Origin of the sequence: Cellulophaga sp. 20_2_10 (assembly GCF_023476645.1) — a bacterium.
Taxonomy (GTDB): domain Bacteria; phylum Bacteroidota; class Bacteroidia; order Flavobacteriales; family Flavobacteriaceae; genus Cellulophaga.
The window spans coordinates 494,391-512,929 of the sequence record NZ_JAMCOJ010000003.1 but is presented as its reverse complement, the minus strand read 5'-3'; the positions used below and the strand labels follow the sequence as shown (position 1 = coordinate 512,929).

The following is an 18,539-nucleotide window of genomic DNA, read 5'->3' as shown; positions in this document are numbered from 1 at the left end:
ACTTAATTTTTATTCTGGGGTATTCCGTTTAATATTTCTTTTATTTTATTTGCACTATCCATCTCATCATAAATACCTTGATAATTATCCTCTAAAATCATCTGTTTAAAGGCTTCTAGATTCTGGATATATTCTTCTAATGTTTCTAGAACATTTGTTTTATTCTGTTTAAAAATTGGCGTCCACATTGCTGGCGAACTTTTTGCCAGACGTACAGTACTCTCAAACCCACTCCCCGCCATATCAAATATATCACGTTCATTCTTTTCTTTCTCAATAACTGTCTTTCCTAACATAAAAGAACTAATGTGAGATAAATGCGACACATATGCTATGTGTTTATCGTGTGCATCTGCATTCATATACCTAATGCGCATTCCCATTTTCTGAAAAATATCTAACGCTTTTTCTTGTAATTTAAAAGCTGTTTTTTCTACTTCGCAGATAATATTTGTTTTTCCCTTAAACAAGTTTTCTACAGCTGCAGACGGACCAGAAAATTCTGTTCCTGCGATTGGATGACACGCTATAAAATTTCTTCTTTTAGGGTGATTTTCTACTTGTTTACAAATTAAACCCTTTGTAGAACCCGCATCTAACACTATAGCTGTATCTGCAACCGCATCTAATATTTTTGGCAACTCTACCACCATAACATCTACAGGGATACTCACAATTACAACATCTGCCAACTCCAAATCTTGATAACTTGCCTTTTGGTCTATTACGCCTAAAGACAATGCTTCTTCTATGTGTGCATCATTAATATCTACACCATAAATTTTAGCATCAGCATTTATTCTTTTAATATCCTTAGCCATTGAGCCACCTATTAATCCTATGCCAATTACAAATACGTTCATTACTTATTTTATATGATAAAAAAGCTATTGGTCGTAAAACAAACTTTAACCAAACTCACTTTTAACTTATTTTTTAAAATCTACTTATTGCTTCTTTTATTTTTTCTTGAGTAACACATAGTGAAAAGCGTATATAGCCTTCTCCATTACTGCCAAAAATTGTTCCTGGTGTTATAAAAACATCTTTACTATATAATACTTCATCTATAAACTCTTCTGATGAAACACTAGCTGCAGGCAACTTTGCCCAAACAAACATACCTACTGCGTTTTTATCATAAGTACAATTTAATTTGTCTGCTAATTGAAAAATTAAATCTCTACGACTAGCATACACTTTATTTAAATCTGAGAACCAATCTTTACTACTTTTTAAAGCTGCTATTGCTCCTTTTTGTATGCCATAAAACATACCAGAATCCATATTACTTTTTACTTTTAACACCGCATTTAAATGTTCTGCACCACCTAAAACCATACCTACACGCCAGCCAGCCATATTAAACGTCTTACTAAGCGAGTTCAATTCTAAAGCACAATCTTTTGCATTTTCTATACTTAAAATACTTGTTGGCGCATTGTTTAAAACAAAACTATACGGATTGTCATTTACCAATAGAATATTGTTTTTTAAAGCAAATGCAACTAGTTTCTGTAATTGTTGTTTTGTAGCTACAGCACCGGTTGGCATATGCGGGTAACACACCCACATTATTTTTACTTTAGATAAATCTTGTTTTTCTAGAGCTTCTAAATCTGGAAACCAATTGTTCTCTGCTAGCAAATCATAATACAATGGTTCTGCACCCACCAAATTAGTTACAGATGTATATGTAGGGTATCCTGGATTTGGAATTAATGCCGCATCACCTACATTTAAAAAAGCCATACTAATATGCAAAATACCTTCTTTAGACCCCATTAATGGCAAAATCTCATTTGCTGGATCTACAGTAACATTAAAGTTAGCTGTATAAAAAGCCACCATACTTTCTCGTAATTCTGGCAATCCTTGGTAACTCTGGTACTGATGAGCTCCTGCATCATCCACGGCATTTTTTATGGCATCCACAACAACTTTTGAAGGTGCTAAATCTGGACTACCAATTCCCATATTTATTATAGGTTTACCCTCTGCCATTAAACCACGTACTTCTCTAAGTTTTTTAGAAAAATAGTATTCTTGTATTTGCTCTAGTCTATCTGCAGTTTTCATCCTCTTGCATTTTTGTATTCACCTAAAATTTTAAATTCCTCTGCCATTATCTCCAATAATGCCTTGGCCTTTTTATAGTCTTTATATTTTAAAAAAGTAACATCTACAAAGAACGAATACTTCCAAGGTTGTTCTATTACTGGTAGTGATTGTATTTTTGTTAAGTTTAGGTTACAATCACTCATTACATTTAAAATTGCTGCTAAACTGCCTCTTTTATGATCTAACACAAAACGTAGAGATGCCTTATTAATTTCTTCTTCTGGCAATTCTTTATTTTCCTTTTTAAGAATGATAAAACGTGTTGCATTATTAGATATCGTTTGTATTTCTGATGCTACAACTTCTAAATTGTATAATTCTGAAGCTACTTTTGGCGCAATAGCCGCAATACCTGTTAAACTATCCTTTTCTATACGTTGTGCCGTTTCTGCCGTATCTACAGACTCAACCAACTTTATATGCGGATAAGCTTTTAAAAATTCTTTACACTGTAATAATGCCATTGGATGCGAGTGTACTTCTTTTATATCTTCAATTTTCTGACCTTTTAAAGCCATTAAATGATGATGTATATTAAGATAGTGCTCACCAATAATGTGCAAATCATTATTGTAAACCAAGGCGTAATTAGGAATTATAGAACCCGCAATAGAGTTTTCTATAGCCATAACAGCTTTGTCTGCATAACCCGTCATTAACTGGTGAATTAACTCATCAAAAGAAAGACATTCTACCAACTCTACGTCCTCACCAAAAAACTCATTAGCTACTTGGTGGTGATTAGAACCCTTTATTCCTTGTATTGCAATTTTTAAAGCCATCACTTTTTTATCTACTTAAACGTCAGTTTTTTGCATAAAAAAAGTCCCGTTATACACGGGACTTTAATTTATATCTATATTTAAAATATACTACAACAGTCCCGCACCTCTCTTAAAAAAGAAGTAAAAATAAAAACCGTTCCAGAAATATCTTGTATTCATTATTCTTGTATTATATGGCTAAGGTAATTATTAAATTTAAAAAACAAATTTTATTATTATTTTTTTTCAATCATCTAACATTATTTAATACTACTGTTATTTTTTTAACATAAAATTAAGATATCAATTTTTAAAACTCTTAAAATTATGTTAATGATAATTAAATTTAAACCCTAAAAAAGGAATATAATTCCTATTCCTTTTAAAAACAAAATTCACTTATTTACGTTATTTTTGATAAAAAAATATAGGTATGTCTATTTCCGTACAAAACATCAGTAAAACTTTTGGAAGTCAAAAAGCATTAGATAACGTTTCTTTCTCCATAAACAAGGGCGAAATTGTTGGCTTTTTAGGTCCAAACGGAGCTGGTAAGTCTACACTTATGAAAATACTGACTACTTATATTTTAGCAGATAGCGGAGACGCTTCCGTAAACGAGTTTAGTGTTACAGATAGGATTAATGTACAAAAAAGCATTGGGTACCTACCAGAGCATAATCCTTTGTACTTAGATATGTATGTAAAAGAATACTTAGCTTTTAATGCAAACGTGTATAAAGTATCTAAAGCAAGAATTGAAGAAGTTATAGTACAAACTGGCTTAACACCTGAAGCTCACAAAAAAATAGAACAACTATCTAAAGGATATAGACAACGTGTTGGTTTAGCTGCAGCCTTATTGCACAACCCAGAAGTTTTAATTTTGGATGAACCTACAACCGGTTTAGATCCTAATCAATTATTAGAAATACGTAAACTAATTAAAGAAATTGGTAAAGAAAAAACCATTTTACTATCTACACATATTATGAAAGAGGTAGAAGCGGTTTGTGATCGTGTGGTAATTATTAATAAAGGTGTAGTTGTTGCTGATAAAAAATTAAACGAACTTAGAGATTCAACAGAACAAATTATAGAAGTAGAATTCGATTATAGAGTTGAAGAGCAATTGCTAAACAGATTACCAAATGTGGTTGCTGTTAAAAACACTGCTGGTTTTGTTTATGAAATTACGTTTAATACTGATATAGATATGCGCCCTGCTGTGTTTGACTTTGCACACGATAATCAGTTAAAAACACTTCAGTTAAGCAGAAAAAATAAAAATTTAGAAAGTTTATTTACAGAAATTACTGGATAGACACTTTTGTTTTTTCCACAAACTCTAGTATAACCTCATCCAACACATCTTGTATATTAGGATTGGTACAATTGGTTAATATACTAATTACCAAACCTTGCTTAGGATACACAAAAAAGTTTGAGTAGCCCCCTACGCCATTACCAATATGGCCGTAATACGCATTGCCTTTTTTATCTGTGCTTACTTGCCAACCTAAACCATAGTAGGTAGACTCACCTTTTACTTCTTGAGCAGTTAAAAGCACTTGTTGTGTATTTTGTTCTAATAAATTACCTTTTAAATAAGCATTACCTAGCTTTACTATATCTGCTGTCGTAGATAAAAATCCGCCTCCAGCAAGTTTGTAATAGTTATTAACCTCCATTGCTTTTCTAAAGCCTTGTCTTTTTTGAGAATAAAACTCTGTAATATTTGAAATTACTTTTCCCTTTACGTCCGCTTGAGTATTTTGCATTTGCAAAGGGTCTAACACTCTTTTTTGCACATACGCTTCAAACGGAATGCCACTTACTTCTTGCATTGCTAAAGACAGTAAAACCCAATCATAACTATTGTAATGGTAGCTTGTTCCTGGTTTAAAAAGTAAATCATCGTCCTTAAAAATGGCAATACTATCTTTTATAGTATATGGTGTATTTAAACCATATTCTTTACCCCTGTATCCACGTATCCCTGCGGTATGACAAGCCAGTTGCCTAATTGTAAAGTCGTACTGTTTTTTAGGATAATAAGGAACATAGGTATAAAAAGATTCATCTAATTGTAGTAAACCATCTTCTACCATTAAAGCCAAAGCTGTTGCTGCAATAGGTTTAGACACACTAGCAATTCTAAAAATAGATGCATCAGGGTTTATTGGCGTTTTCGTTTCTAGATTAGAAAAACCATATCCCTTTTTAAAAGTAGTTTTATCGTGCTTTGTTACCGTAATAGCAATACCTGGAACTTTCGCTGTATTAACTAAAGATTGCAATAAGTCATCAACCTTACTATAGCTAATGTTATTAGTAGTTTCTTTTGGTTTAGAACCACTAATTCTATTAGAAAAATAAGATAAGAATCTTTTAAAACTCAATGTAAAGCAACTTTAATTATTACTCCTTAAAGATAAGCTTTCCTTTATAAAGCTCTTCTACATCTACTACTGCCGGTTTGTTAAAACTAATAACATCACCAACACCTCTAATTGTACCAGATATACTTTCTTGCGGGTGTACCAGCATATCATTAGAGCTTCGGTGGCTTACAGTTACAGTTTTAGCAATTAAATTTTCTGCGTCAAGTCTAGAGTCTCCTGCTGCAAAAACTACATTTAAACTTTCTGCTGTTCCTTTTAATTTAAAATAAGCAGCTCCGTTAGAAACTAAAGAAACTTTTGTGCCAGATAATTCTAAATCAAAAGACCCAGTTGTAAAATCTGCTTCTGGATCACCAAAATCTTCAGACAGTAAGGCTAAATTTGGGTAAGACAATGCTCCATCGCTACTAATACCAAAACCGGTACTACTACGTATAGATGTTATGTTTGGTGCCGTCACATAAAAAGTAGTTAAACCATAACCTCTGGTAAAATTACATCCGTTTGTATTGGTAAGCTCTAACCTACCATCCACAACTTTAGCATCTATATCACTACGTAAATATTCTCCTGTTTCTACCTCAACTTTTTGCACTGGCCCTTCCTTTAGTACCAAGGCAGAGTTTTCAAAGACAATAATTGTTGTAAAAGGTTCTACTACAATTTCTTCTTTTATAGTATCACCCGCATTTTGGAAACAATCAGATGCATTTTCGCTATTACAACCATACATTAAAACAAGTGTTAAAGTGTATAGCAAAATAGATTTACCCGTAATTTGTAATCCTATATTTTTAATCTGTTTTCTTGTAATCATCTTCATATTTTTAAAAACGGATTCCAACTCCAAATTCTACTGCTTCTGCTTTTGCTGCGTGAGATTTTAAGGTAACAGCAGCAAACATTTTATCGCCAAAGTAACGTTTCAGTCCCATTCTGTTGTACATTCTTCCTTCAAAATCAAACGGATAATACACATAGTACCCTAACTGCGCTACAACAGACATTTGATTAATGTACAATTCGTGACCAACAAAAACACCAACACGTTTGTAATCGTCATTAGCATCTACATTCTTCTCTGGAAAAGCAATAGAATTGTATGTAATTAATTCCTTTAAAAATTTAGAAAAGAAAACATCTGCTCCTAACTGAAATCCACTTTTTCTACCAATTCTTTTATCGGCATAAGCAGATAAAACATAAAAAGGAGATTGACCTAATCCAATAACATCACTCTCATTAATACCACCTCTAAAGGCAACATTTAAATGTATGGGTTGGTTGTAATTTGTAGTATCTGTAATAGTCTTGTATAGCAATTTTTCACCACCATCCAAATCGTATGTTAAACCTGCATTTAACGCAATGGTATTTGTAGAGGTATTTGGCGCTTTAAAGTTTGCGTTAGAATAATGAATTAATGTTAGTCCGGCTTTAAAACCCAAACCTTTATAAATATTCTCTTTATGGTAATTAACCATTGCATAGGTGCTACTTAAAATATCAGACCCATATGCATTATTTCTAAAGTTAGTTACTTTATCATACGGGTTGGTCGTATAAGCAATACCTTGCCCTACTCTAAACTGTACATTTCTCTTAAAAAAATAGAAGTTATAATGCGCGTAAGCACCATAGTTTTTACCCAAGGTGCTATTATTCATATCTTGGTATATAAACGAGTACCCTAAATCCGGATAATTGTACAACTGCTCCCAAGCCTCATCACCAAAAGTTTTTTTATTGTAACTTAAAATAAAACCAGCTGGGTGCGCAGATATTAAGTGTGCAATACTATTATTATGTAATGCAATAGAGCCGTAAAACTGACTAGCATCTACGACTATTTTACTTTTCTGTTGGGCAAAACATCCCACAGAAAATAGGGCAATAAAAAAGATTCTTATATTCATCGCGTGCAAAAATAGCAATTTTACACCCATAGCAAATCTTTATAGGCTAATACTTACAAAATTTAAAAAAGTTCCTTTGCAATAGCCTTAATATTATCAGACTTACCCATAGAGTAATAATGCAACACAGGCACACCTGCCGCTTTTAACTCCTTGGATTGTTGCACTGCCCAATCTATACCAACTTGGCGCACCGCTTTGTTATCCTTACAATCTTCAACAGCATCTACTAAATCTTGTGGCACATCAATTTTAAAAACTTGTGGTAGTAACTGTAAGTGTTTTTTAACAGCAATTGGTTTAATTCCGGGTATAATTGGCACATTAATTCCAAAATCTTTAGCAGCCTTTACAAACTCAAAATACTTATTATTATCAAAAAACATTTGTGTAACTACATAATCTGCACCAGCATCTACCTTTTGCTTTAGGCGTTTTAAGTCTGTTAATAAAGATGGTGCCTCTATGTGTTTTTCTGGGTAGCCAGCAACACCAATACAAAAGTCAGCACAATTATCTGTCTCAATAACCTCATGTAAATAAGATCCACAATTAAGTTTCTGTATTTGGTCTACCAAACTCACAGCATATTGGTGTCCGCCTTTTGTAGCCTCAAAATATTGCTGTTCTCGCATAGCATCACCACGTAATGCCATAACATTATCTATACCCAAATAATGACAATCTACCAACAAATATTCGGTTTCTTCCCTTGTAAAACCACCACATAAAACATGTGGTACCGTATCTACATCATATTTGTGTTTTATAGACGCGCAAATACCAACTGTACCAGGCCTCATACGCGTTAGTTTTTTATCTAACAACCCATCGCGGTCTATATAAATATACTCTTCTCTAGACGTAGTAACATCTATAAACGGAGGTTTAAATTCCATTAGCGGATCTATATTTCCGTACAATTCCTGAATATTTCTACCCTTTACAGGCGGTATAATTTCAAAAGAAAATAAGGTCTTTCCGTTTGCGTTTTTAATATGGTCGGTTACTTTCATTTTTATATTTTTTGGCGTTCCTACGGTCGGGCTTTCGGTAGTCGCTTTTTATGGATAAAAACCATAAAAGAGCTTCAACAATACCTTAATCCCTAACGCAACAACATAACATTAATCATCTGCTATATTTGGCGCAAGCCATTTTAAAGCAACTTCCAATTCTATATTTTTACGAGCTGCAAAATCTGCTACTTGATCTTCTTTTATTTTTCCAACTCCAAAATAACGTGCCTCTGGATTTGCAAAATAATAGCCAGACACCGATGCCGCTGGCCACATAGCCAAGCTATCTGTAAGCTCTACATCAATAGTCTCCTTCACTTTTAAAATATCCCAAATAGTAGGTTTCTCTAAATGATCTGGACACGCAGGATATCCTGGTGCTGGTCTAATACCTTTGTACTCTTCTTTTATTAGGGCTTCATTATCTAAAGCCTCATTACTAGCATAGCCCCAATGTGCAGTTCTAATCTCTTTATGCAAGCATTCTGCAAAAGCCTCTGCCAATCTATCTGCTAAAGCTTTTACCATAATAGAATTATAATCATCTAAATCTTTACGGTATTGCTCCGCAATTTCCTCTGCACCAAAACCTGTACTTACACAAAAACAGCCCATATAATCTTCTACACCTGTTTCTATTGGCGCAACAAAATCTGACAATGCAAAATTTGGTTTTCCTGCATACTTTTTTAACTGCTGACGCAAGGTTCTAAATGTGTGTTTCCCATTTGGAGTTTCTAGCTCAATGTCATCATCATTAACTGTATTTGCTTTAAACAAACCAAAGACAGCTTTTGCAGTTAGTAGTTTCTCATCAATAAGCTTAGTTAGCATTTCTTTAGCTTCAGCAAATAAATCTGTGGCTTGCGTGCCTACAATTTCATCTGTTAAAATATCCGGATACTTGCCGTGTAACTCCCAACTTCTAAAAAAAGGAGTCCAATCTATAAATTCTCTAAGCTTGTTTAAATCGTACTCTTGTATAACTTGTATTCCAAGTTTATTTGGCTTTACAATCTCAGACGTTTTCCAATCTATTTTATACTTGTTTTTACGTGCTGCAGCAATAGACAAATACTCTTTGTGTTTTGTACGTTTTAAAAACTGTATTCTAAATTCTTCGTAATCTAGTTTTATAGTTTCTTTATATTTTTTTCCTGTTTCTTTCTTTAGTAAATCTCCAACAACAGTTACTGCTCTAGATGCATCGTTTACATACACCACAGCATTTTTATATTGCGGATCTATTTTTACAGCCGTATGGGCTTTACTTGTGGTTGCGCCCCCAATAAGCAAGGGTACGCTAAAGTTTTGGCGTTCCATTTCTTTGGCTAAAAAAACCATTTCATCTAAAGACGGTGTTATTAATCCGCTTAAACCAATAACATCTACATTATGTTCTTTTGCAGCTTGTATAATTTTTTCTGGAGGCACCATTACACCTAAGTCCACAATCTCATAATTGTTACACGCCAAGACCACGCCCACAATATTTTTACCAATATCATGTACATCTCCTTTTACAGTAGCCATTAAAATTTTACCTGCGTTTTTAGAATCTCCTTCTTGCGGATTTTTAAGTTTCTCTTCTTCTATATAAGGCAGTAAATAAGCAACCGCTTTTTTCATTACTCGTGCCGACTTTACAACCTGCGGTAAAAACATTTTTCCGCTACCAAACAAGTCACCAACAACGTTCATCCCTGTCATTAAATGACCTTCTATAACTTCAATTGGTTTGTCTACACTTTGCCTTGCCGCCTCTATATCTTCAACAATATATTGATCTATACCTTTTACTAAGGCTCTAGTTATTCTACTTTGTATAGGTTCTTCTCTCCAAGATAAATCTACCGTGCTCTCTTTTGCTTTACCAACTACTGTCTCTGCAAAATCTAGCAAACGTTCTGTAGCATCATCCCTACGGTCTAACATTACATCCTCTACACGCTCTAATAAATCTTTTGGAATATCATCGTAAACCTCTAACATCGTAGGATTTACAATTCCCATATTCATACCAGCTTGTATGGCGTGGTATAAAAAAACCGAGTGCATAGCCTCACGTACAGGATTATTACCTCTAAAAGAAAAAGATACATTACTAACACCACCACTTACGCTACAATGCGGCAAGTTCTCTTTTACCCAAGCCGTAGCTTCTATAAAATCTATGGCGTTGCGCTTGTGCTCGTCCATACCGGTAGCAACAGGAAAAATATTAAGATCAAAAATAATATCCTCTGGGGCAAAGTTTACTTTCTCTACTAAAACATCATAAGATCGTTTTGCAATTTCTATTCTACGTTCATAATTATCTGCTTGTCCAACCTCATCAAAAGCCATTACAATTACGGCTGCACCATAACGTTTTATAAGTTTTGCGTGGTGCATAAATTCTGCTTCACCCTCTTTAAGACTAATAGAATTTACCACACACTTGCCTTGTACCACTTGCAAACCAGCTTCTATAATTTCCCATTTAGAACTGTCTATCATTATAGGAACCCTAGAAATATCTGGTTCTGCAATAACTAGATTTAGGAACTTAACCATAGCCTCTTTGCCATCTATAAGTCCGTCATCCATATTAATATCTATAATTTGGGCACCACCTTCTACTTGGTGGCGCGCAACTTCTAGAGCCTCGTCAAACTTTTCCTCTTTTATTAATCTTAAAAACTTTTTAGAACCGGCAACATTAGTACGTTCACCTACATTTATAAAGTTGGTGTTTTCCGTAACAATTAAAGGTTCTAGTCCGGATAGTTTTAGGTATTTCCGTTTTTCATTTTTCATACTATACCGTTTCTGCAGAAATACTTCTGGGTTTGTAATCTTTTACCAAGTTGGCAATAGCACTAATATGTTCTGGTGTAGTACCACAACAACCGCCCACAATATTTACCAAACTCTTTTCTACATATTCTTTTATTTGTGCGGCCATTTGCTCCGCAGTCTCATCATACTCGCCAAAAGCATTTGGCAAACCCGCATTAGGATGTGCAGATACTCCAAAACCTGTTTTTGCCGCCAAGACCTCTAAATGTGGTACCAATTGGTTTGCTCCTAAAGCACAGTTAAAACCAACACTTAAAATAGAAATATGACTTATAGATATTAGAAAAGCTTCTGCCGTTTGGCCAGATAACGTTCTACCAGAGGCATCTGTAATTGTACCACTTACCATTATAGGAACATCTATATTGCGTTCTTCTTTTACCTCTTCTATTGCAAAAAGTGCTGCTTTTGCATTCAGCGTATCAAAAATAGTTTCTACTAATAAAATATCTGAGCCACCATCTAGTAAAGCTTCTACTTGTAATTTGTAGGCTATTCTAAGTTCATCAAAAGTAACGCCTCTAAAACCTGGGTCGTTTACATCTGGAGACATACTTGCCGTTTTATTGGTAGGTCCAATACTACCCGCTACAAACCTTGGTTTGTGTGGTTCTTTTGCTGTAAACTCATCTGCTACTTGTTTTGCAATACGTGCCGACTCGTAATTTAGCTCGTACACTAAGTCTTCCATAAAATAGTCTGCCATTGCTATGGTTGTACCAGAGAATGTGTTGGTTTCTACAATATCTGCACCAGCGGCAAAATATTTACGATGTACTTCTGCAATAGCTTCTGGTTGCGTTAGAGAAAGTAAATCGTTATTACCTTGCAATGGGTGTTCCCAATCTGCAAAACGCTCGCCTCTAAAGTCTTCTTCTGTGAATTTGTAACGCTGTAACATTGTACCCATGGCACCATCTAGCACTAAAATTCTTTCTTTTAATATGTCTTGTATCTTTTTCATTGTACCGTATAATATTTTGTTGTGCGTTAAGGATTGAAGCGGCATCTTTTTGGTTGCAACGGTTTGTAAAACCTGTTTGCTAAAACCAAAAAATACAGCAGAAAGCCTGGCCATTTGTGTTTGCAAACAAATGGAACGCTATACATAAAATATCAAGTAAGGTAAATGAGATAAGACCGTGAATGTCTTTCTAATTTGTGAGTTATCTGCCGTGTTGTGTGTAACAACGTAGTAGAATGTAGCACCTTCTTTAAATAAGAATAAAGGGTTGCTAAGGTTTCATAGGGTCTAATCCCTCCACCTTTCTTGATAACGTTTTCAGTCTATTAATGAACTAATTGAGCTGTAAAGTAACAGCACAACTTTTTTATAACCAAATATTGCGGATAATTTTTAAGCCTACACGTGTTTTTTACACATATAGGCTTAAAATTGTACTATTTTTACGAAATACTTTGAATTACTTCCTTTTTTGCTTCTTTTTTAGAACCATCAAAACCTTCTACTCCACCTACCGTTGTGTATTTCATTACATATCTTTTACCTGGATTTATAATTTGATATGCGCTTTGACACATTACAGCAGCTTCATGGAAACCAGATAAAATTAATTTTAATTTACCCTTATAAGTGTTTACATCGCCAATTGCGTATACACCTGGAATATTTGTTTGATAGTCATAAGAGTTATCTACTTTTATGGCATTTTTTTCTATCTCTAGTCCCCAATCTCCTATTGGTCCTAGTTTAGGTGATAGTCCAAATAACGGAATAAAATTATCTACTTCTACGTAGCTTTCTCCCTTTTCTTCGTCGTTATATTTTACAACAACTGCTTCTAGGTTATCGTCTCCATATAACTTAGTAACTTGTGCTTCTGTAAACAGTTTTATTTTACCAGATTTTGCTAACTCAGCTGCTTTTTCTACTGAATCTAATGCACCTCTAAACTCATTTCTTCTGTGTACTAAAGATACTTCTGATGCCACGTCTGCTAAAAAGATTGCCCAATCTAAAGCGGAGTCTCCACCACCAGCGATAAGCACTTTTTTATCGCGATAAACTTCTGGATCTTTAATCATATAAACAACACCCTTATCTTCAAAATTAAGGATATTTTCTATTTGTGGTTTTCTTGGTTCAAAAGAGCCCAAGCCACCTGCTATTACAACAACTGGAGCGTTGTGTTTTGTGCCTTTATTAGTGGTTACCACAAACGTACCATCTTCTAATTTATCTAAAGTATCTGCTCTTTCTGCTAGTGTAAAACCAGGTTCAAAAGATTTTATTTGTTCCATTAAATTAGAAACCAAATCGCCAGCTAAAACTTCTGGAAAACCAGGGATATCATAAATTGGTTTTTTGGGATAAAGCTCTGAACATTGTCCGCCTGGTTGCGGTAATGCATCTATTAAATGACATTTAAGTTTTAATAAACCTGCTTCAAAAACTGTAAACAATCCTGTTGGTCCTGCACCTATAATTAATATATCTGTCTTAATCATAATTTATGTTTAATATGGAGCGTTTACTCCTTTATGCTTTACTTATCTTTTTTATCTACTAGGGAACTAGTAATCTGATTCATCTTATCTACTTTTTCTTCAAAATCACCTTTTATGGTTTTTCTGTAGTCGTTTAAATTCTGAACCATTTTACTTATATCTTCTGGTATTACGTCTTCAAAAAACTGACGCAATCGTTTTGCTGTTGTTGGCGACTTACCATTGGTGGATATTCCAATTTTTACATTGCCTTTGGTTACAATGCCGCCCATATAAAAATCGCAATACGGAGGATTATCTGCTACGTTTACCAATTTAAATTGTGCCCTACAATCTTTATATACTTGCACATTAACCTCTACATTATCTGTAGTTGCAACTACCATATGCTTTGCTTCTAAATAACCAACATTGTAGACATCTGTAATAGTTGTAACATTAAATTTATTCGCCAGTTCTAGTGTTTTTTCTGCATACCAAGGAGATACCATTGTTACCACAGCATCTGGACTAGACTTTGTTAAAAAACGTAGTTTTTCTTCTGCCACATTACCACCACCTACTATTAGAACGTGCAGTTGAGACGTTTTTAAAAAAACTGGATATAAATTGTTACGTTCCATTACTTTATTTTTTAGTGTTGCTGTTTTGTTTACTTCTTCAAAAATAACCAATTAGCTACAACACTTAATTTACTGCTACTTCTTTTGTTTTTACTTGTTGTTGTTGTTGTTGTTGTTGTTGTTGTTGTTGTACTTTTTGCAATTGTGCTCTATGTCTAACCACTTCCCCAATTACAATAATTGCAGGATTAGACAATAGATTTTCTTGCACTACTTTTTCTATGGTTGATATAGTACCAACGCCAACTTTTTCATTAGCTGTTGTTCCGTTTTGTATAATAGCTACCGGTGTTTCTGCTTTACCTTGTTGCTGAAATAATTCTACTATTTCTGATAATTTACCCATACCCATTAAAATTACTACTGTTGCACTAGACTTTGCCGCCAAGTGCACATCTGTAGATAATTTATGGTTTTTAGTTGTACCTGTAATTACCCAAAAACTCTCTGAAGCTCCCCTTTTTGTAACTGGTATATTTTGAAAAGCTGGTACTGCTATTGAAGACGATATACCTGGAACCATAGCTACTGCTACACCGTGACTAGCAGCATATTCCATTTCTTCTGATCCACGCCCAAAAATAAATGGGTCGCCACCCTTTAAACGCACAACATTACCGTGACTTTTTGCTCTGCTAACAATAAGCTCGTTAATTTGCTCTTGTTGGTACGCATAACATCCTTTTCTTTTACCTACAAAAATTTGCTCTGCATTTGTAGCATACTCTAGCAACTCTTTATTCACCAAAGCATCAAACAAAACAACATCTGCATTTTGCAATGCTTTTATAGCTTTTAGCGTAATAAGCTCTGGGTCTCCTGGACCTGCACCAACAACTGTTAGTAACCCTTTTGTGTTTTGTTTGTTTGCCATAATATTAAGCTTCTGCTAATTCTTTTTCTCTAAATTTTTGTACCACCTCTAAAAACACTTTAGAATCTTTTAGGTACGCTGCTGCAAACTCTTGTGTTGGTTTGTTGCTTTTTATTTGCAACGCTAAATCCTCAAAAGAAGTTTGTAATTCTAGTAAGCCGTTGCTTATAAAATGAGTATCAAAATCTTTAATAATACTTATATGTGTATTGGTTTTTGTATTATGTGCTGTAAGCAATGCTTTAGCTGAGTTTACCATTGCAGAATACGAATGAAAAATACTAGCTGACCATTTTTTATCTTCTAATGCTGTTGCTGCGTTTTCTATTTTTTCTTCACTCTCGAACAATAAAGTCGCAATTAAATCTATAACCACACCTGCACACTCCCCTACACCAATAGCTTTTTCATAACGTTCTGTATTTCCCCAATCAATAAAATCTTCCTGAGTTAAATTATCTACATCCGTTAAATGCTTTAGAAAATCATAAAAGTAATGCTCTCCTTTTTCTTTGTAGTATGCTGTAAACGATTGTCCGTTTGCATTGGCATCAAAATCATTTAAGATTAAACGCAACGCCTCTGGACCTCTTTTACTTGGCACTTTTACAACTTTATCTGCAAAAACACCATTACCATCTCCTAAGTTGCCGCCACCTAACAATACCTGTAAAGCAGGTGCTACTAATTTATCTTTTGTACGCACAGACATTCCTTGAAAACCTATGTTTGCCATATTGTGCTGACCACAGGCATTCATACATCCACTAATTTTTATTACAACATCTTTATTGTTTATATACTGTGGGTATTCTGCTGTAATAACGCGCTCTAATTCTGCTGCAATACCAGTACTACTTGCAATACCTAAATTACACGTATCTGTACCAGGACAAGCAGTAATATCTAATGCTTTGTTGTAACCAGCCTCTACAAAGCCTAATTTTTCTAACTCTGTATAAAAGAAAGGAACCAACTCCTCTTTTACGTATGGTATTAATATGTTTTGACGCAATGACAAACGAAATTCTCCCGCTGCATATGCATCTACTAAATCTGCTAATTGTCGTGCTTCTTCAATATAAAAATCGCCTAGTTTTACTTTTATCCCTAAAGCAACATAACCTTGTTGTTTTTGAGGAACAATATTGGTGCTTTTCCATTGCTCAAAAGCAGTTGTATTTTTAATAGTTACTTCTGGTACTTTAGCATCTGCAACTTTTACCTTTGGATATGCATCTACATCTATAGGAAAAGAATCTTGCGGAATTGCATTTTGCTCTTCTTCTAACAATGCTCTAAATCCGTCTAAACCTAAATCTTTAAGTAAAAATTTCATTCTGGCTTTAGCTCTACTTTTACGTTCTCCGTATCTATCAAAAACACGAATAACACCATCCATTAACGGAATAATTTTATCGGCCTCTAAAAAAGTATACAACTCTTCTGCGTGGCGTGGTTGTGAACCTAAACCACCTGCTAAAAGAACTTTAAAACCTCTAACTCCATTTTCAATTTTAGCTATAAAACCAAGATCATGCATATAAGAAAGTCCAGTATCAGCATCACTAGAAGAAAAAGAAACTTTAAATTTTCTTCCCATTTCCTGACTAATAGGATTTCTTAAAAAGTATTGAAACATTGCGTGTGCATAGGGAGATACATCAAAAGGTTCATCTACATCTATACCTGCAGTTTCACTAGCAGTTATATTACGTACTGCGTTACCACAAGCTTCTCTAATTGTAATATCATCCTTTGCTAGTTGTGCCCATAATTCTGGTGTACGCTCTATATCTACATAATGTATTTGTATGTCTTGACGTGTAGTAATATGCAAACGCCCTGTAGAATATTCTTCAGAAACATCACAAATACGTTTTAGCTGCGTAGACGTTACTTTTCCGTAAGGTAATTTTATACGAATCATTTGTACGCCTGGCTGACGCTGACCATAGATACCACGAGCTAAACGCAAACTTCTAAACTTTTCTTCGTCTAACTTACCGTCATTAAACTGTCTAATTTTAGCTTCTAAATCTATAATATCTTTAGCTACTACTGGGTTTTCTATTTCTGTTCTAAAACTTTGCATTTGCTTGTGATTATGGCTTTTTATAATTACTATTATCCTATAGGTGTAATAGGATTTTAAGCAAAAGAATGCTTAAAAAAAGCATTCTTTTTAGTATTTCCTCAACTTAATTTATAAATCCTGCACCAGCCGTTGTATTGGTTTGTGCATCAATTAAAATAAAAGCTCCGTTCGATTTATTATCTGCATAACTATCAAAATAAATAGGTTTACTAAGTTTAATACTTACTTCTCCTATTTCATTTAAAGACAACTTGTTATGATTTTCTTGTTCTCCTGTATAATCTGTAGCAATAACACTGTTGATACTTTCTATTTTAGATAATACACGGTTGGTGTTGTGCTGTACAATATACTTTGTTCCTGGAACTAGGTTTTTACTATCCATCCAACAAATTGTAGCAGTAACTTGCTTTTCAATTTTAGGAAGTTCCCCTGTTTTAACCAACATATCTCCTCTAGTAACATTAATATCACCCTCTAAAGTGATGTTTACAGAACTACCTGCAGGAGCCTCGTCATAAGAGGTATCAAAGAAGAAAATCTCTTTTATTTTAGATTGAGTTAATGAAGGTAAAACAGTTACAGCATCACCAACTTTTAAGCTACCACCAGAAATTTTACCAGCGTACCCTCTAAAATCGTGAAACTCATCTGTTTTTGGTCTAATTACTGTTTGTACAGGAAAACGAACCTTACCAGCGTCATAGACATCTTGTGCTTCCAACTCCTCTAAATGACCTAAAATTGTATCGCCATTGTACCAAGACATTGCAGCTGTTTTGTCTACAATATTATCACCTTTTAAGGCACTAACAGGAATATAACTAACTATTTGTTCTCCGTAAGTACTCTTGGCATTTAGTGCTTCAAAATCTTTTTTTATATTGTTAAACACCTCTTCAGAATAATCTACTAAATCCATTTTATTAACAGCTACAATTATATTCTTTACACGTAGTAAATTATTGATAAAAAAGTGGCGGTATGTTTGTTCTATAACACCTTTTCTAGCATCAATTAAAATAATAGCCACTTGAGAAGTTGATGCTCCTGTAACCATATTTCTAGTATACTCTACGTGACCAGGAGTATCTGCAATAATGTAACTTTTTGTTGGTGTTGAAAAATAAATATGAGCAACATCTATAGTAATACCTTGCTCACGTTCTGCAACCAAACCATCTGTAGCCAATGAAAAATCTAGGTAATCGTACCCACGTTGTTCACTGCTCTTTTTAATGGCTTCCAATTTATCTTCAGTAAGCGATTTTGTATCGTAAAGCAACCTACCAATTAAGGTACTTTTACCATCATCTACACTACCTGCTGTTGCTATTTTTAGTACGTTCATTTTATCTGTATTAAGTATAAAGTAGCAAGTACAAAGACTTTATTACTCTTACTTTTTT

At 34.1% G+C, this 18,539-nt stretch carries 15 protein-coding genes and 1 riboswitch; of the genes, 1 reads left to right on the top strand and 14 read right to left on the bottom strand.

Annotation, left to right across the window (positions count from 1 at the left end; translation table 11 throughout):
- Window positions 1-2: 2 nt before the first annotated feature.
- From M4I21_RS08530 to M4I21_RS08520, 3 genes are all read right to left on the bottom strand, one after another.
- Window positions 3-863, bottom strand: a complete 861-nt coding sequence (locus M4I21_RS08530; RefSeq protein WP_249558688.1) for a prephenate dehydrogenase — start codon at window positions 861-863, stop codon at window positions 3-5.
- 73 nt (window positions 864-936) lie between these two features.
- The gene (locus tag M4I21_RS08525) at window positions 937-2,079 is read right to left on the bottom strand and encodes a pyridoxal phosphate-dependent aminotransferase (RefSeq protein WP_249558687.1); all 1,143 of its coding nucleotides are present in this window, start codon (window positions 2,077-2,079) and stop codon (window positions 937-939) included.
- Window positions 2,076-2,903, bottom strand: a complete 828-nt coding sequence (locus M4I21_RS08520; protein WP_249558686.1) for a prephenate dehydratase — start codon at window positions 2,901-2,903, stop codon at window positions 2,076-2,078. Before M4I21_RS08520 ends, M4I21_RS08525 begins: the two co-directional genes overlap by 4 nt.
- Before the next feature lie 415 nt (window positions 2,904-3,318).
- Here M4I21_RS08520 and gldA point away from each other — a divergent pair, with 415 nt between their 5' ends.
- A complete protein-coding gene (gene gldA, locus M4I21_RS08515; RefSeq protein WP_249558685.1) occupies window positions 3,319-4,209 on the top strand; it encodes a gliding motility-associated ABC transporter ATP-binding subunit GldA in 891 nt (296 codons plus the stop codon).
- On the opposite strand, the gene M4I21_RS08510 is transcribed toward gldA, so the two are convergent.
- From M4I21_RS08510 to M4I21_RS08460, 11 genes are all read right to left on the bottom strand, one after another.
- Window positions 4,199-5,287, bottom strand: a complete 1,089-nt coding sequence (locus M4I21_RS08510) for a serine hydrolase domain-containing protein (RefSeq protein ID WP_249558684.1) — start codon at window positions 5,285-5,287, stop codon at window positions 4,199-4,201. The genes gldA and M4I21_RS08510 overlap by 11 nt on opposite strands.
- 19 nt (window positions 5,288-5,306) lie before the next feature.
- Entirely contained in the window at window positions 5,307-6,107 is an 801-nt protein-coding gene (locus M4I21_RS08505) for a head GIN domain-containing protein (protein WP_249558683.1), read from the bottom strand.
- Window positions 6,108-6,117: 10 nt separating this feature from the next.
- Window positions 6,118-7,206 carry an acyloxyacyl hydrolase gene (locus tag M4I21_RS08500; protein WP_249558682.1) on the bottom strand — a complete coding sequence of 363 codons (1,089 nt, stop codon included), beginning with the start codon at window positions 7,204-7,206 and terminating at the stop codon, window positions 6,118-6,120.
- Window positions 7,207-7,268: 62 nt separating this feature from the next.
- Window positions 7,269-8,222, bottom strand: coding sequence for a methylenetetrahydrofolate reductase [NAD(P)H] (gene metF / locus M4I21_RS08495; protein ID WP_249558681.1), 954 nt, complete (start codon window positions 8,220-8,222; stop codon window positions 7,269-7,271).
- 111 nt (window positions 8,223-8,333) lie between these two features.
- Window positions 8,334-11,024, bottom strand: a complete 2,691-nt coding sequence (metH, locus tag M4I21_RS08490) for a methionine synthase (RefSeq protein ID WP_249558680.1) — start codon at window positions 11,022-11,024, stop codon at window positions 8,334-8,336.
- 1 nt (window position 11,025) lies between these two features.
- Entirely contained in the window at window positions 11,026-12,030 is a 1,005-nt protein-coding gene (locus M4I21_RS08485; protein ID WP_249558679.1) for a homocysteine S-methyltransferase family protein, read from the bottom strand.
- Between the two features lie 199 nt (window positions 12,031-12,229).
- A riboswitch (SAM riboswitch) is annotated at window positions 12,230-12,346 on the bottom strand.
- Between the two features lie 127 nt (window positions 12,347-12,473).
- Entirely contained in the window at window positions 12,474-13,535 is a 1,062-nt protein-coding gene (locus tag M4I21_RS08480) for an NAD(P)/FAD-dependent oxidoreductase (protein WP_249558678.1), read from the bottom strand.
- A 38-nt stretch (window positions 13,536-13,573) separates the two neighbouring features.
- Window positions 13,574-14,158, bottom strand: a complete 585-nt coding sequence (locus tag M4I21_RS08475) for a precorrin-2 dehydrogenase/sirohydrochlorin ferrochelatase family protein (protein ID WP_249558677.1) — start codon at window positions 14,156-14,158, stop codon at window positions 13,574-13,576.
- A gap of 64 nt (window positions 14,159-14,222) precedes the next feature.
- Window positions 14,223-15,032 carry a uroporphyrinogen-III C-methyltransferase gene (gene cobA / locus M4I21_RS08470; protein ID WP_249558676.1) on the bottom strand — a complete coding sequence of 270 codons (810 nt, stop codon included), beginning with the start codon at window positions 15,030-15,032 and terminating at the stop codon, window positions 14,223-14,225.
- Between the two features lie 4 nt (window positions 15,033-15,036).
- Complete coding sequence (locus M4I21_RS08465) at window positions 15,037-17,127, bottom strand: ferredoxin-like domain-containing protein (RefSeq protein WP_249558675.1); 2,091 nt, start codon at window positions 17,125-17,127, stop codon at window positions 15,037-15,039.
- A 106-nt stretch (window positions 17,128-17,233) separates the two neighbouring features.
- The gene (locus M4I21_RS08460; RefSeq protein ID WP_249558674.1) at window positions 17,234-18,481 is read right to left on the bottom strand and encodes a sulfate adenylyltransferase subunit 1; all 1,248 of its coding nucleotides are present in this window, start codon (window positions 18,479-18,481) and stop codon (window positions 17,234-17,236) included.
- Window positions 18,482-18,539 lie beyond the last annotated feature (58 nt).

Bases quoted from the DNA above. Each gene is read 5' to 3' on its own strand.
- M4I21_RS08530 (WP_249558688.1), bottom strand. From the start codon at position 863: ATGAACGTATTTGTAATTGGCATAGGATTAATAGGTGGCTCAATGGCT.
- M4I21_RS08525 (WP_249558687.1), bottom strand. From the start codon at position 2,079: ATGAAAACTGCAGATAGACTAGAGCAAATACAAGAATACTATTTTTCT.
- M4I21_RS08520 (WP_249558686.1), bottom strand. From the start codon at position 2,903: ATGGCTTTAAAAATTGCAATACAAGGAATAAAGGGTTCTAATCACCAC.
- gldA (WP_249558685.1), top strand. From the start codon at position 3,319: ATGTCTATTTCCGTACAAAACATCAGTAAAACTTTTGGAAGTCAAAAA.
- M4I21_RS08505 (WP_249558683.1), bottom strand. From the start codon at position 6,107: ATGATTACAAGAAAACAGATTAAAAATATAGGATTACAAATTACGGGT.
- M4I21_RS08500 (WP_249558682.1), bottom strand. From the start codon at position 7,206: ATGAATATAAGAATCTTTTTTATTGCCCTATTTTCTGTGGGATGTTTT.
- metF (WP_249558681.1), bottom strand. From the start codon at position 8,222: ATGAAAGTAACCGACCATATTAAAAACGCAAACGGAAAGACCTTATTT.
- metH (WP_249558680.1), bottom strand. From the start codon at position 11,024: ATGAAAAATGAAAAACGGAAATACCTAAAACTATCCGGACTAGAACCT.
- M4I21_RS08485 (WP_249558679.1), bottom strand. From the start codon at position 12,030: ATGAAAAAGATACAAGACATATTAAAAGAAAGAATTTTAGTGCTAGAT.
- M4I21_RS08480 (WP_249558678.1), bottom strand. From the start codon at position 13,535: ATGATTAAGACAGATATATTAATTATAGGTGCAGGACCAACAGGATTG.
- M4I21_RS08475 (WP_249558677.1), bottom strand. From the start codon at position 14,158: ATGGAACGTAACAATTTATATCCAGTTTTTTTAAAAACGTCTCAACTG.
- cobA (WP_249558676.1), bottom strand. From the start codon at position 15,032: ATGGCAAACAAACAAAACACAAAAGGGTTACTAACAGTTGTTGGTGCA.
- M4I21_RS08465 (WP_249558675.1), bottom strand. From the start codon at position 17,127: ATGCAAAGTTTTAGAACAGAAATAGAAAACCCAGTAGTAGCTAAAGAT.
- M4I21_RS08460 (WP_249558674.1), bottom strand. From the start codon at position 18,481: ATGAACGTACTAAAAATAGCAACAGCAGGTAGTGTAGATGATGGTAAA.